At 30.3% G+C, this 13,931-nt stretch carries 16 protein-coding genes and 1 tRNA gene; 8 read left to right on the top strand and 9 right to left on the bottom strand.

Annotated features, from left to right (window positions below; translation table 11 throughout):
- Window positions 1-9: 9 nt before the first annotated feature.
- The 8 genes from RWS90_RS02830 to spxA form a co-directional block, all read right to left on the bottom strand.
- Window positions 10-2,364: a penicillin acylase family protein gene (locus RWS90_RS02830; protein ID WP_314548472.1), complete on the bottom strand. Its 2,355-nt coding sequence runs from the start codon at window positions 2,362-2,364 to the stop codon at window positions 10-12.
- Between the two features lie 327 nt (window positions 2,365-2,691).
- Complete coding sequence (locus tag RWS90_RS02825) at window positions 2,692-3,144, bottom strand: DUF4064 domain-containing protein (RefSeq protein WP_314548471.1); 453 nt, start codon at window positions 3,142-3,144, stop codon at window positions 2,692-2,694.
- Window positions 3,144-3,590 carry a Fur family transcriptional regulator gene (locus RWS90_RS02820; RefSeq protein WP_314083745.1) on the bottom strand — a complete coding sequence of 149 codons (447 nt, stop codon included), beginning with the start codon at window positions 3,588-3,590 and terminating at the stop codon, window positions 3,144-3,146. Before RWS90_RS02820 ends, RWS90_RS02825 begins: the two co-directional genes overlap by 1 nt.
- A gap of 3 nt (window positions 3,591-3,593) precedes the next feature.
- Window positions 3,594-4,151, bottom strand: coding sequence for an NUDIX hydrolase (locus RWS90_RS02815; protein WP_314548470.1), 558 nt, complete (start codon window positions 4,149-4,151; stop codon window positions 3,594-3,596).
- Between the two features lie 16 nt (window positions 4,152-4,167).
- Window positions 4,168-5,088, bottom strand: a complete 921-nt coding sequence (gene rnz / locus RWS90_RS02810) for a ribonuclease Z (protein ID WP_314548469.1) — start codon at window positions 5,086-5,088, stop codon at window positions 4,168-4,170.
- Window positions 5,089-5,157: 69 nt separating this feature from the next.
- The gene (locus RWS90_RS02805) at window positions 5,158-5,439 is read right to left on the bottom strand and encodes a hypothetical protein (protein ID WP_314548468.1); all 282 of its coding nucleotides are present in this window, start codon (window positions 5,437-5,439) and stop codon (window positions 5,158-5,160) included.
- A 4-nt stretch (window positions 5,440-5,443) separates the two neighbouring features.
- Window positions 5,444-6,322, bottom strand: coding sequence for an RNA-binding protein (locus RWS90_RS02800; RefSeq protein ID WP_314406296.1), 879 nt, complete (start codon window positions 6,320-6,322; stop codon window positions 5,444-5,446).
- Between the two features lie 127 nt (window positions 6,323-6,449).
- Window positions 6,450-6,848, bottom strand: a complete 399-nt coding sequence (gene spxA, locus RWS90_RS02795; protein ID WP_314548466.1) for a transcriptional regulator SpxA — start codon at window positions 6,846-6,848, stop codon at window positions 6,450-6,452.
- A 410-nt stretch (window positions 6,849-7,258) separates the two neighbouring features.
- Between spxA and RWS90_RS02790 the strand changes: the two genes are divergently transcribed.
- The 8 genes from RWS90_RS02790 (at window position 7,259) to fni (ending at window position 13,420) form a co-directional block, all read left to right on the top strand.
- A tRNA-Leu gene (locus RWS90_RS02790) sits at window positions 7,259-7,342 on the top strand.
- Window positions 7,343-7,548: 206 nt separating this feature from the next.
- Entirely contained in the window at window positions 7,549-7,875 is a 327-nt protein-coding gene (locus RWS90_RS02785; RefSeq protein WP_314548465.1) for a PadR family transcriptional regulator, read from the top strand.
- A gap of 21 nt (window positions 7,876-7,896) precedes the next feature.
- Window positions 7,897-8,550: a hypothetical protein gene (locus RWS90_RS02780; RefSeq protein ID WP_314548463.1), complete on the top strand. Its 654-nt coding sequence runs from the start codon at window positions 7,897-7,899 to the stop codon at window positions 8,548-8,550.
- 148 nt (window positions 8,551-8,698) lie between these two features.
- Window positions 8,699-9,589 carry a cation diffusion facilitator family transporter gene (locus RWS90_RS02775; RefSeq protein WP_314548461.1) on the top strand — a complete coding sequence of 297 codons (891 nt, stop codon included), beginning with the start codon at window positions 8,699-8,701 and terminating at the stop codon, window positions 9,587-9,589.
- A 203-nt stretch (window positions 9,590-9,792) separates the two neighbouring features.
- Window positions 9,793-10,599 carry a mevalonate kinase gene (locus tag RWS90_RS02770; protein ID WP_314548460.1) on the top strand — a complete coding sequence of 269 codons (807 nt, stop codon included), beginning with the start codon at window positions 9,793-9,795 and terminating at the stop codon, window positions 10,597-10,599.
- Window positions 10,581-11,492 carry a diphosphomevalonate decarboxylase gene (mvaD, locus tag RWS90_RS02765; protein ID WP_314548459.1) on the top strand — a complete coding sequence of 304 codons (912 nt, stop codon included), beginning with the start codon at window positions 10,581-10,583 and terminating at the stop codon, window positions 11,490-11,492. Before RWS90_RS02770 ends, mvaD begins: the two co-directional genes overlap by 19 nt.
- Entirely contained in the window at window positions 11,459-12,448 is a 990-nt protein-coding gene (locus tag RWS90_RS02760) for a phosphomevalonate kinase (protein WP_314548458.1), read from the top strand. The genes mvaD and RWS90_RS02760 overlap by 34 nt, the downstream gene beginning before the upstream one ends.
- A 21-nt stretch (window positions 12,449-12,469) precedes the next feature.
- Window positions 12,470-13,420, top strand: coding sequence for a type 2 isopentenyl-diphosphate Delta-isomerase (gene fni, locus RWS90_RS02755; RefSeq protein ID WP_314548457.1), 951 nt, complete (start codon window positions 12,470-12,472; stop codon window positions 13,418-13,420).
- Between the two features lie 215 nt (window positions 13,421-13,635).
- Here fni and RWS90_RS02750 read toward each other — a convergent pair whose 3' ends face one another.
- On the bottom strand, window positions 13,636-13,800 hold the full coding sequence (locus tag RWS90_RS02750) for a cytochrome C biogenesis protein (RefSeq protein ID WP_314548455.1): 165 nt from the start codon (window positions 13,798-13,800) through the stop codon (window positions 13,636-13,638).
- Between the last annotated feature and the right edge of the window lie 131 nt (window positions 13,801-13,931).

Below are 13,931 nucleotides of genomic sequence, written 5' to 3'. Positions count from 1 at the left end.
CACTTTTTCTTATTTTTTAGGTACAAGTTCCAATACTTTATCTTTAGGAATATTTCCTATAGATTCACTTGTGTACTCTCCTTTTACCCATTTTTCAATTTGATCAGCATAATTATCACTTAAGAAGTGTCCACTTTGTCCAGGACCTACAACATGATACCCCGTTTTTGTAGAAAAGTCATAAACAAATCTCCATGATGCACCGTGATTAACTAATCCATCATCATTTTGTCTAGCTGCTTGAACTGTAACTTTAGAACCTGAAATTGGATATTCTTTTGGATTTAAGAAGTATGCTAACAACGCTGATGATTTAGATAATGGATGTCTAAATCCTAATGTATGAGCTGTTCCCCACTTCCATTTAGATACGTCACTTCCATATTTACCTTCCAATTGGGAAATCGTCTCATTCAAGCTATTAGTTAATACTTCTTTTAATCCATTTTTCTCTTCAATAAGATTTACTTTTTTACCATTTAAACTATCTCTAAGTATCTTATCTACATAACTCTCTTTATGAGGCATAAATTTGTAAACATCTGCATTCATCTTATCTTTTAGTATGTGCGATTGAATTTTTTTCATCCATAAGTCAAAAATTAACGGTGCTGCTTCATCTTTATCATCTACATTATTCCACGATTTTAGTTTATCGTAGACTTCTTTTTTAGAAATTTTATCTACACTTATATTTTTCAGAAAGTTAGGTAAAAATTCTTGTGCATAAAGATTTTTCGTATCCATTTGAAGATTCTTCATATCATCAACAGTCAGGTTATTTCTTTTTGATAATACTTCATCTATACGAGCTTTTCTATATGGTTGCGCCCAAACGTTAGATGTGTGATAATCAGTTTTTACAGTTTCAGTATTCGCCGTAGCTATGAATCCTTCTTCCGGATTAACAAGTTTCGGTAATTTATCATAAGAAACATAACCACTCCATCCATAATCGCTACTATAACCTGGAACAGGAAGATTCCCATCACCTTTTTTCCTAATCGGTACATTACCATTTGATTTATAAGCTATATTTCCTTCATTATCCGCAAAAACAAAGTTTTGAGCTGGTGCTTTGAATTTTTCTAATGACTTTTCAAATTCCTGCCAATTTTTAGCTTTATCTATATTTAAAATAGCTTCTAGTTCTTGCGTCGATTCAAGTGCTGTCCACTGCATTGAAAAACTCGTATCTTTATTTCCTAATGGTTTCAGCAGTTGATCAATTATCGGACCATGTTTCGTATTAACTACCTCAAAATCGACAGCGTCTTTTCCTTTTACTTTTATTGAATACTTATCAACCTTAGCATCATAATATTCATTATCGTATTTGAATTTATATGGATTATTCTCTTGTCGTTTTTCAATATAAAGGTCTTGAACATCTGGTCCAAAGTTAGTTACTCCCCACGCTATATGTTCATTATGACCAAGTATGATACCCGGTACCCCTGGGAAAATCACCCCTGAAACTTTGTTATTTGGTGTTGAAAGTGACATTTGATACCAAACTGATGGAGTACCTAACCCTAAATGAGGATCATCTGCTAATAACGGCTTACCAGATTTAGTTTTCTTACCAGAAACAACCCAGTCATTACTACCGTTTTCCATCGGTGGTCGCTCATTTTTTGCCGTATTTTTATCTATACTCACATCTATACCTTGATTCGCTTTTATAATTTCTTCATTGTCTATATTTTTTGAAAAACTATCAGGAAGTAACTGTTTTAGATTTTCTTCACCTAAATTATTTAAAATCCAGTTATTAAAACCTAGGTGATCCCAGTGCCCACCTAAATCATATGCCATATATTTACCTACCGTTAACGAATCAATAGGAGTCCAGTTTTCAGGAGAATATCCTAATAAAGAAAATTCATAAGGTAATTTACTTTCTTTCTTCGCTTCTTCGATATAAGCATTAACACCTTGTGCATAACTTTCTAATATTTTTTTAGCTTCCTCTGAGTAATCATTATAAGAGGCTTCTGCTGCTTTTCTTAAAGAAAATACTAAAAACTTTTTATCATTTTCTAGTGCTGCTTCTCCAACAACTTCCGATAATCTTCCACTTGCCTGTCTACGTGCTAAATCCATTTGGAATAATCTATCTTGAGCATGAATATAACCCTGAGCTTTATATAAATCACTATCATTTTCCGCTTCCACAGTTGGAATTCCATTTTTATCTCGTGACACTTTTACATTTTTTTCTAAAATATTTAATTCTGCCTTCCCTTCAACTGTCGGTAAAGATTTATGAACAAAATAGTAACCATATCCTCCTAATAACAAGAGAATAGACACTATTACTATCATTAATCTCTTTAATATCTTAATAACTTTATTTTTCATAAGACCTCCTAAAAAATAAACTATACTAAGAATTATATTAGCTTTACCTATTTTTTGCAAACTAATATTTATTAAAAAAACTCTAAATAAGTATAGATTTTTTTTCACTTATAATTATTAATTATTATGTGATAGATATTCAGTATCACCATAGATTATATTCAATTTATACATTATCTTCTTAATAACCTTATTTCTAGATTATCATTTAATAGGCTTAATATTTTTATGTATTCTAATATTTTACTATTCGATTACTTCAACATAATGATATTTTTATAAAAATTTTATAAAAAAGTTTTCGAAGAAACTAAATTTCTCCGAAAACTAAATTTTATACTTTTCTGAATTCCTAATTAGTATTATTCTTATACCTAGGAAGAAGTATATTATACAGCTAATAAATAATATTCCTAAGCTAAAGATCAATAGCAAAATACTATAAACTAAAAATAGAAATGCAACTATGTTATGGTTAATCCCTTTTTTAAAAATTACAAATAGTAACAATAAAAACAATACCACTAATAGTGCGAAATACAACCACGCTAATTGACCCATTACTTGGAAAATAAAGTGCATATCCTTTGTTGATACGTTTGCACTGTCTTGAGTTAAACGTGTTTGTTCACGGATTTGATCCACTATCTTATTTCTTAAGTACTCATTTCCGACGTACTCCCTAAATAAGTTTATCATTCCACCAACAAAACCTATATAAACTATGTAAACAACACTAGAGATTAGTAATAATATCTTCTCTAATTTATCAAAAAGCATTAATTTTCACCTTTATCCTTGCACTTAGCACATGTTCCATAAAACGATAAAGAGTTATCTTGAACCTCAAATGAGTATTCTTTTTTCATATATTCAATAAGTTTATTAAATATAGGATTAGATACTTTCTCAATGTTATTACAATTAGTGCATATTAAATGATGATGAAGTTCGTCATCTACAGATTGTCTTAAATGATATTTAGAAACACCATTGCTGAAAGAGATTTTTTCTAAAATCTTTAATTCATAAAAAATATCTAACGTTCTATAAACGGTAGCTATACCAATATCAGGTGTTTTTTCTTTTAAAATAAAATATAATTCCTCTGCACTAAGGTGCTGATCATCGTTATCTACTAATATTTCAACAATTTTCTCCCTTTGTGGTGTCAACTTATAAGGAGATTTTTGAATTATTTTAATTATTTCATCATAAATATTCATATACTATTTCGCGCCTTTCCTATTTTTTAAGTAAGCTAATGCAAGCATAGTCTTACTATCAGTTATAACATTATCATCTAGAAGCTTAAATGCATCTTCAATTTTGTATTTTCTTAAATTAATAAACTCATCTTCATCTGGATTTTGTTCACCAGGATATTCTAAATTATCTACATAATAAACTGTTATTAGCTCAGAACTGTATCCCAAAGCAACGTGAACATCGCATAATTTCTCCAGTCTATCTTCTTCTACAGCATACCCTGTTTCTTCTTGCAATTCTCTTACAGCAGATAATTTTTTATTATCTTCTCCAGGCTCTAATTTACCTGCAGGAATTTCTAAAGTTACTGCCTCTATCGCTTTTCGGTATTGTTCTACAAAAACTACTTCGTTATCTTTTGTTATCGCAAGTATTGCTACTGCACCTCTATAATTTATCAGTTCACGTTTTGAAGTTTCTCCATTAGGTAAAGTTACAGTGTGTACTTCAACATCTAATACTTTTCCTTTGAATATTTTTTCAACTTCAATAGTTTTTTCTTCTAAATCTTTTTTCATAATTCCCTCCAAATTTTTACAAACTAAATTCTTCTAAATCATGCGCAATTCTTACATTACATATACCGCTTAGCGATTCTATAGCACTTTTTTCAATATTTTTATCATATCTAGCACTAATATGTGTCAAGAATAAACTTTCAACTTTACTTTCTGCAATCATCTTTTCAATATCTACTATACTCAAGTGATAATTTTTTCTTGCATGATGTGCATCTTCCTTAAGCAAATATGTGCACTCTGTAATAATTATATTACTGTTTTTAACAAAATCTGCCAATTCGTTAAAGTACCTAGTATCTGATATAACCACAATCTCTTTTTCCGGTTTATCTTCAGATAAAAAATCACTAGAATTATAGACTGTTCCATTAAATTCAAAAGTATCTGATTCTTTAATTTCTCTATAAAATGGACCGGGCATAATACCTAATCCCCTCAATTTATCTGCATCTAGGCTGCCCTTTTGTTTTTTGAATATTATTTTATATCCAAAACATTCCACATTATGAGTTAATGGATAGCTAAAAACAGTTACAGTTTTATTATCTATTATACACTGTTCACTAGAAATTTCAATATATTCCACGCTATAAGAAAGTGAACAATGTGTGAACATTAAGTTGTTCTCTATAAAGTCCTTTATTCCAACTGGTCCATATATCGTAATTTTTGAAGCATTTGTATCCAAGAGAAAGCTTCTAGATGATAAGAATCCTATTAATCCTAGAACGTGATCGGCATGAAGATGACTTATAAAGATTCTAGTTATTTTAGTCGGCTTAATATTTGTTCTTAAAATCTGGTGTTGAGTAGCTTCCCCGCAATCAAACATCCAACATTCTTTAAGTTCTTGCATGAAATTAAACACAAAGCTCTGTGTATTTCTAAACTTTGCAGGAAGCCCAGCTCCTGTTCCTAAAAATTGTACTTCCATGGTATTCCTCTACTCAATAATTAATAATAGTGGCCTAAAAAGATATTCCATTTAAGCCACTCATGTAAATTATAGTTTTACTACAAAAATCTGTGCATCTTGTAGACATGTAATAACATGCTCTACCCCTGCTGGAATTTCTAATAGTTCAAATTCATTTACAGGTTCTACTTGTTCTTCAAAAGAAACTGTAATTTTCCCACTAATATTTAATAATAAAATGTTTTTATCATTACTATACGAATCTGTTTGATTCCCAGTTTTTAGATTCATATGTACAACTTGATATCTATCATTTTCTAAAACAATTCCACCTAATAATGCATTTTTATCTAATTTTATTTTTTTCATAGTCTTATCTTCCTTTACGCTTGTATAATCCATCTTCTTCAATCATGATTAGTTTATTCTTGAATAATCTTCCTACAGCACGTTTAAAGCTTCCTTTACTCATTCCAAACACAGCTTTAATCTCTTCTGGGTCTGATTTATCAGTAAATTCGCAATAACCATTGTTTTCAATATAATCCATTATTGCTTGACCGTCACTATCCATTCTCTCGTGTGCACGTGGTAAAAATGAACCATTGATTTCTCCATTATCTTTGATTCCTATAACACGAAGTGTAACTTTTTCTCCTAAACGCGGCTCTTTTTCACGTTCACTTTCATGAACAAAAACTTTATAACCATCTTTTGTTAATAAAAAGGTTCCAACTCTCATCAAGCGATATGGATATGCTTCGATATCCTTATTTTTCATACTCTTAGTTGCTTTAGAGTAAAGTGATGCTACGATAGTTTCAGTTGCTAAACGCGCAAAAAGTTGTCCACTAAAATCACGACGCAGGGTAATAAATAACTCGTCACCTTCTTTAGGCCAAACACTTTTCAACTTCGGTAGATCCTCTCCAAGAAGTGGGATTTCACGAGAAAATCCAATATCAAGACCTACTCTATCTTCTTCAACTTTTACAACCTTACTAAAAGCATAGTCACCGTACGTTACTTCTGGAATATTTGGTGTAGCAAACAATTTTCCACTTCGTGAAGGATATACGAACATCGAATACTCTTCTCCAATTTCGTAATCATCTAAACTCTCAACGTCTGATTCGTTACAACTAATTTCCTCATCATTTGGTCCTTTGAACACTAATGATGAACTTTTCTTTTCCACTAACTCTAAGAAATGAATTTCTCCAGTAATAAATTTAATATCTTCTCTTTCCATCAAGTACCTCTTTCTTTCATTTTATCTAACACCTTACAGTATTGTTACTAAGTATCATCTCATAAAAAAAGGCTGATACCTAATATCAACCTTTAAATTAATCGGTAAAAGTAGTATCAGGATGTACTTACTTAACCATATTTTTTATTTGTTTTAATTGATTTACTCTTATTTCCTTTGGAAGAAATCTTCTTATTTCATCTTCATTATACCCTACTTGTAATCTCTTATCATCAACAATGATAGGTCTTCTAAGCATCCCTGGATTTTCTTGAATAACTTTATACAATTCTTGAATTGACATACTCTCAATATCTAAATTCAATTTTTGGAAAGTTTTTGATCTAAACGAAATAATATCTTCAGTTCCGTGCTCCGTGATAGATAAAATATCTTTAATTTCATCCGTTGTCAAAGCTTCTGAGAAAATATTTCTTTCCACAAAGTCTATATCATTTTCAATTAGCCAAGCTTTAGCTTTTCTACAAGAAGTACAACTTGGCGATGTAAACAATGTAACTACCACCAGCACTCACACTCCTTTATAAAAATAACATTAATATTTTTATAATTCTATATACTACTATATTATACTACATATATCATATTTTTACAATATACTATTGAAAAAAATATTTTAATTTGTCAACTAAAAACACTTATTTACAATACGTTTAACGTTGACTATCCTTGTAAACACTAACTTATTGTCTTACCCTTACATTTTTTATTGTATTAGTTAAATTAAATTATATAATGATATACACAAAAAAAACATTTCTTTATATAGATTTACTCTTTAATTATACTACACGTAGTTAAAATTAAAATTAAATTATTCACAATTTCAAGGATTTTCTCATAAATAATATTTCTACATTCTTTATCTTATTGCTAAATTGACAAAGAATACCATGTGTGTTATTATATACATATGCCAGCATGGCGGAATTGGCAGACGCACTGGACTCAAAATCCAGCGATGGCAACATCGTGCCGGTTCGACCCCGGCTGCTGGTATAGTTAAAAAGACAAGGTTTTTAAGCCTTGTCTTTTTTTATTTATTTTCCCCCTCTTATCTTTACGCATTTTATTAATATAATTTTTGTGTTTTCATCTACTATTTTGCTTTACAAGATACTTTCGCTATGATACTATTATGTCTAACAAGATAGTATATATCTATTTTTTATATTAATAATAAAACTTAGGAAAGGTGGATAAAGATGGAAATTAACACTTCTCAAATACTAAAAGGTACATTAGAAGCATGTATTTTACAGTTAATAAAAAACAATGAGATGTATGGTTATGAAATTACTGAGCAACTTTCTAATTATGGTCTAGATATGGTTGCGCAAGGTACTATCTATCCTCTACTTTTAAAATTAGAAAAGGAAAATATGGTCACTAGTTATTTAAAAGAGAGTAACTCTGGACCTCCTAGAAAATATTATTCAATTACCAAAAATGGTGAAGAGTATATAAACTCATTTAAAAATGTATGGGGAAATATAAGTGTTACAATAACAAAAATTTTAGAAAATAAATAACGTAAACAGGGAGGAATTATTATGAACATCGCTGATTTAATAAAACAAAATAACGAACTTAGATCACAACTTAATGAAGATAATAAGAAGTATTATGAAGAACTTTTAGTTGCTTGTCGGATGAAAAATACTACAAAAAAAGAATCAGAACTAGAAATTCAATTGCTAGAAATATTACAAGATTTAATCCTATATCAAAATAACGGGAAAAATTTTACTGATGTCTTTGGAAATGATATAGATAAACTATCTTCATCAATACTTCTAGAGCTTCCAAAGGAAAACAAAGGGAAACTATTAAGATTTGCTCTAGTCTACTTCTTAATATTAATTATTAGTTCTATATTCCCTTATGTTTTCACCAAAACTATCAAGCCAATTACAACAATGTTATCTATATTATTATTGGCATTAGGATCATCAGTTTGCTTATATCTATTAATTTATAAAAAAACAGAGAAAAATAAATGGTTTATATATATTTCTTCATTAATTATATTTGAAATCTCTTTTATTTTAATCCCTATTTTAGATAAATTAAAGATGATTCCACAATATCTTATTCAAGAAGTAACATTATCTACCAACTTCTTATACTTCTTTGAAATTTTTTGTGTACTTTCATATGTATACATATTTTTAACATTCAAGAAATACTATTCTAAAAAGATATAGTATACTAGCTCGACTATTCTATTGGGCGAGCTAGCTTTTATAAAGTTCACCTTAGTGAAATAATTTTATTTTATCAATAACAAATTTTCTCTTGAATAATTTTTTTAAAACTGTTATAATAATAAAATATTATTTTAGGAGGGAAGCCATGAATAACTCAATTTTCGATAAATTAAAACGTGCCGAACAAGGTGCAAAACTTAGTATTCTATCATATTTGTTACTGACTGTTTTAAAACTTGGAGCGGGTGTATTCTTTAAATCATCAGCTCTTGTTGCTGACGGTATTAACAACGCTACCGATGTGATTTCATCAGTATGTGTTCTTATAGGTCTAAAAATTTCTAGAAAACCCGCCGATGAAGACCACCTATACGGTCACTTCCGAGCTGAACTAATCTCTACATTGATAGCTTCATTTATTATGCTGTACGCAGGTATTGAAGTAGTAATGTACGCTATTAAAAAGATTATTTCTGGAAACTACGAACAACCTAATCTTCTTTCTGCAGTAGTGGCATTTATAGCAAGTGCTGTTATGCTTTCCGTATATTTTTACAATATTCGTCTAGCTAAAAAAATCGGAAGTAAATCCCTTAAAGCTGCCGCTCTTGATAATCTAAGCGACGCTTTTGTTTCTATCGGAACACTAATCGGAATCATCGCTACATATATCGGGCTTCCAGTAGCTGATTCAGTAGTCGCAATAATCGTCGGATTACTTATTATTTACACAGCTATTAGTATTTTCAAAGAATCTACACACATTCTTACTGACGGAGTTGATACTGACGTGATAGATAAGGTTAACGATATTGTAAATGATATTAAAGGTGTAACATCAATAGTAGATACGAAAGGTAGAACTCATGGCTTACTATACTTTATCGATATTACTGTTACTGTCGAACCATCATTAAATGTTAAACAAAGTCACGATATTACCGTGAAGATTGAAAAAGCATTATCTAAAGAATTCTATTATTGCGAAACTTTAGTACACTTAGAGCCACATGGTATTACTTGCCACTCATATTAAAATATTTCCAGATGAAATTATACTTCTTTTAACCAAGGTTATTTCTAGTATAATTTCATCTTTTTTTACTGCGCCGATGTTTGACAAAAACAAATACTAAAAGTATAATTATTGTACGTATAAAAGTATTTTTAACTATTAATTATCTTTTAATTAAACAGTATAAAATACTACTTAAATATAAAATTGGAGTTTTTAAATTTATGACGCACGCAAAAGCAATATTCTTCGGTGAACATGCAGTCGTTTATGGATATAAAGGAATTACTATTCCACTTCCACAGATGAATGTCGAAGTTACATTAGAAGACACAGATACAATTCAACAAAGAGATGAGATTCTTAGCTTTATAGCTGATTCATGTGAAATCGATAATAAAACAAAAATTAATATTACTAGTACCATTCCTGTAGGACGTGGTCTAGGTTCTTCTGCTGCGCTGAGCATAGCTATTGCACGTGCTAAAAAACTCCCAAATGTAAGAGAAATAGCTAATACATGCGAAAAATTTATTCACGGTAATCCCAGCGGTATAGATGTGAATCAAGTACTTAGTGATACTCCCCTTTTATTTTCAAAAAAAGATGGCGCTAGTGAATTAAATTTTAATTTGAATAGTTATTTACTAATTATCGATACAGGAGTTGTTGGAATTACTAAAGAAACTCTAAAGCATATAGCGGATAATTATGATAAATATGAAAAATATATTGCTGAATTAGGTGGAATCACTGATTTAGTAATCGAACCGTTAAAAAATAAAAATATCGATCTTGTCGGAGAATATATGTACAAAGCTCATGATTTACTGTGCAAACTTGGAGTTAGTCACGCTAGTAACGATGAGGTTGTGGAAATTTGTAAAAATAACAATGCAGTTGGTGCCAAACTAACTGGTGGTGGCGCTGGTGGATGCTGTATTAGTCTTAGTAAAACAAAAGAAAATGCATTAGAAATTCAAAATGCATTAAAAGAGAAAGGATATTCATCATGGATAGTTACAATTTAGGTTATGCTAACATTGCCTTAGTTAAGTACTGGGGAAAAAAATCTAAAGATCCTGTCTTACCTTATAATCCTAATATTTCTTTAAGATTAGACAATCTTTTATCAAAAACAAAAATCGAAAAAAATGATAATAATATTGATGAATTTTATATCAATGACGAAAAACAAAGTCAAGAAGAAGTAGATAAAATGATTAAGTTCATCTCAAAATTCACACCAACTAATCGTGAAGCTATAACTATAAGAAGTTATAATACCGTACCTACTGCTGCAGGACTTTCTTCAAGTTCTAGTGGCACTATGGCATTAGTTCTTGCTTGTAATGAATATTTCAAATTAAACAAAACTACTAAAGAATTAGTTGAAATAGCTAAAGAAGGATCTGGTTCTTCTTGTCGAAGTTTCTATAAACTTGCTGCATGGCTTGAAGATGGAAGTGTTGAAGAATTAGAGTGTTCTTTAGATTTTGGAATGATGGTTCTTGTAGTTAATGAAGATAGAAAGAAAATTTCTAGCCGTGTTGCCATGGAACACTGTGTTCAGACATCAACAACATTCGATGCTTGGGTTAAAAAAGCTAAAAGTGATTTCGTATTAATGAAAGAAGCTTTAAAAAATGCTGATTTCGAAAAAATCGGAGAAATTACAGAAAGTAATGCTCTTGCTATGCACGGTACTACATCTACATCAACTCCTAGCTTTTCATTCTTAACAGAAGAGAGTCATATGGCAATGGATATTGTAAAAGAGCTACGCTCTAAAGGTTATAGATGTTACTTCACTATGGATGCCGGTCCGAATGTGAAAGTACTTTACTTAAGGGAAGATCAAGATAAATTACATGAGGAAATTTCAAAATTATGGAAGAAAAAAATCATTTTGTGCATGGAGTAGCTTACGGTAAACTCTATCTCGCTGGTGAATATGCGATTTTAGAAGATTACGCTTCTGCACTAATAACAAGTGTTCCTAAAAAAATTACAGTATTTGTAGAAGAAAGTGATGAAACTACTATTTTCGATTCAATCAATAAAACTTCTGTTGGCCTTCTTGAAGAAAATAGTAACTTCACACTAGTTCAACAATTTATTCTATTTTTAACAGAATATACAAATTCTAATAAAACATTTGCTCTTACTATTTATAATGAACTTCACAATGATGATAAAAAATACGGTTTAGGCTCTTCTGGTGCTGTTCTTGTAGCTATAGCCCGCGCGATATTATCATTTGAAAATATTACATATAATGATTTAACTATTTTCAAATTAGTAGCTCTATTCAACATCAAGCACAATCTAAGTGGCTCTATGGGTGATGTTGCTGCAAGCATTAATGATGGCATTACATTCTACCAGAAGTTCAATGCTGAGTTCGTTAACAATATGATTCACCAAAACAAATCTGTTAAAGAAATAATAAACACAGATTGGGATGGTCTCCGTATCGAAAAAGTTCATCCAAAAGCTGATTTAAGCATACTAGCACGTTGGACAGGTGAAGCTGTAGATACGAAAGAACACGTAAAACTGTGGAAAAAACATAAAGATAACTACAAAGAAGAATTTAAAGTTTTTGTTGATACTTCTAATACTTTAGTAAAAACTTTAAAAGAGAATTTAGAAGAAACAGATGCTATATATGCTTTAAATACAATACGAAAACTTAGAGAAAATCTATTATATTTAGAAAGTTTTTCTAAAATACCAATGGAAACAAAAGCAATGAAAAACTATATAGAAAGTCATTCTGTTGGTAAACAAAGTGGTTCAGGCAGTGGTGACATCGTATTAGGATTCGAGAAAAATAACGATAAGTATCAGCTACAACTGAACTTAGAAAAACTATAATATACTACGAAAGGATTAATTATGAGAAAAAAAGATCATATCAGACTGGCTCTTGCTGATAAAACAAAAGTAACTAGCTTAGACTCATACGCAATTGATTACAACAGTATCCCCCTATTCGGATTAGACGATGTTGATACTTCTACATCAGTTTGTGGTGACCGTTGGGAATTCCCATTCTTCATCAATGCCATTACTGCTGGTGGTGAAGATTGTAATAAAATTAATCAAGACTTTATGGAAGTTAGTGAAAAATGTGGAATTAAATTTTTCCCAGGATCATACTCTCCAGCTCTTAAGAGTAAAGAAGACGAAGAAGCTTATCCAAAAGGATATTCAGTAAACTTAGGCTTGGATAAAGACCCAGAACTTGTTTTAAAAGCAATTGAAAAATCACAAGCAAAATACATTCAACTTCATACTAATCCTCTTCAAGAAATTGTAATGCCAGAAGGAGATCATAATTTTGAAAGTTGGTACTCTAACCTAAAAAAAGTTAGCTCTAAGTCTCCGATTCCTGTAATTTTAAAGGAAACAGGCTTTGGTATGAATGAAGCTACTATTAAACTAGCTATCGACTTAAATATCCCTGCAGTTGATATCAGTGGGATGGGTGGAACGAACTTCGCAAGAATTGAAAATGGACGAAGAACTGATAAATCAACTTATCTAGAAGCAATAGGATATACTACCGCAGAAAGCCTAGAGATAGCCTATGCTTATAAAGATAAAATTGATATTATCGCAAGCGGTGGTATCCGTAATCCCCTTGATGTTGTGAAATGTCTAGCTTTAGGTGCTAAAGCAGTTGGTGTTTCTAAAATATTCTTAGAAATTCTTGTGAACGAAGGAAAAGATGCTCTGATTCAAGAGATTGAAAAATGGAAAAAAGAAGTTAAATTCTTAATGATTTTAATGAATGCTAAAAATATAGCTGAATTAGATAAGAAAATAAAAAAAGTAGAATTTTAAAATAATAAGATTCCGTCCGTCTTGGATGGAATCTTGTTTTATATTATGCTGGGAGTGACTCAAAAATTGCAATTCCGGAGAAACAAGATTTTGTCAAATCACCTCCGCACAGTTTATTAGATATCTAAAAAGCTTTTAGATACCAATAAACCACTTCGTCTATGAGCTCTTATATGAACTTTGTTAAATTTTAGGATTTTTTGGGGCAGCACCTTCTATTTTTGAGTCACTCCCTCTTCTTCTAATACCGCTAATCTTTTAATTGCTTTATTTAAATCGTCTTGTATAATATTGATTTTTGTTTTATTCTTTTGATTCTCAGCAATTAGATACCAACATGAAATTAATAACATAACATTTAAACAAATTATTGCAAACATACTATTCTCCTAATGTTTATAATTAAAATAAGAATAACACAATTTTTCTCTTTTAACAAGAGACGCTATATTTCCTATATAAAAAAACCTCATCTTACGATGAGGTCATTATTTCTAAATAAATCTAAAAG

This window comes from uncultured Gemella sp. (assembly GCF_963529685.1).
Taxonomy (GTDB): domain Bacteria; phylum Bacillota; class Bacilli; order Staphylococcales; family Gemellaceae; genus Gemella.
This window is presented reverse-complemented; position numbering and strand designations above follow the sequence as displayed.

Bases quoted from the DNA above. Each gene is read 5' to 3' on its own strand.
- RWS90_RS02825 (WP_314548471.1), bottom strand. From the start codon at position 3,144: ATGCTTTTTGATAAATTAGAGAAGATATTATTACTAATCTCTAGTGTT.
- RWS90_RS02800 (WP_314406296.1), bottom strand. From the start codon at position 6,322: ATGGAAAGAGAAGATATTAAATTTATTACTGGAGAAATTCATTTCTTA.
- RWS90_RS02830 (WP_314548472.1), bottom strand. From the start codon at position 2,364: ATGAAAAATAAAGTTATTAAGATATTAAAGAGATTAATGATAGTAATA.
- fni (WP_314548457.1), top strand. From the start codon at position 12,470: ATGAGAAAAAAAGATCATATCAGACTGGCTCTTGCTGATAAAACAAAA.
- rnz (WP_314548469.1), bottom strand. From the start codon at position 5,088: ATGGAAGTACAATTTTTAGGAACAGGAGCTGGGCTTCCTGCAAAGTTT.
- RWS90_RS02805 (WP_314548468.1), bottom strand. From the start codon at position 5,439: ATGAAAAAAATAAAATTAGATAAAAATGCATTATTAGGTGGAATTGTT.
- RWS90_RS02770 (WP_314548460.1), top strand. From the start codon at position 9,793: ATGACGCACGCAAAAGCAATATTCTTCGGTGAACATGCAGTCGTTTAT.
- RWS90_RS02760 (WP_314548458.1), top strand. From the start codon at position 11,459: ATGGAAGAAAAAAATCATTTTGTGCATGGAGTAGCTTACGGTAAACTC.
- RWS90_RS02815 (WP_314548470.1), bottom strand. From the start codon at position 4,151: ATGAAAAAAGATTTAGAAGAAAAAACTATTGAAGTTGAAAAAATATTC.
- RWS90_RS02820 (WP_314083745.1), bottom strand. From the start codon at position 3,590: ATGAATATTTATGATGAAATAATTAAAATAATTCAAAAATCTCCTTAT.
- RWS90_RS02775 (WP_314548461.1), top strand. From the start codon at position 8,699: ATGAATAACTCAATTTTCGATAAATTAAAACGTGCCGAACAAGGTGCA.
- mvaD (WP_314548459.1), top strand. From the start codon at position 10,581: ATGGATAGTTACAATTTAGGTTATGCTAACATTGCCTTAGTTAAGTAC.
- RWS90_RS02750 (WP_314548455.1), bottom strand. From the start codon at position 13,800: ATGTTTGCAATAATTTGTTTAAATGTTATGTTATTAATTTCATGTTGG.
- RWS90_RS02780 (WP_314548463.1), top strand. From the start codon at position 7,897: ATGAACATCGCTGATTTAATAAAACAAAATAACGAACTTAGATCACAA.
- RWS90_RS02785 (WP_314548465.1), top strand. From the start codon at position 7,549: ATGGAAATTAACACTTCTCAAATACTAAAAGGTACATTAGAAGCATGT.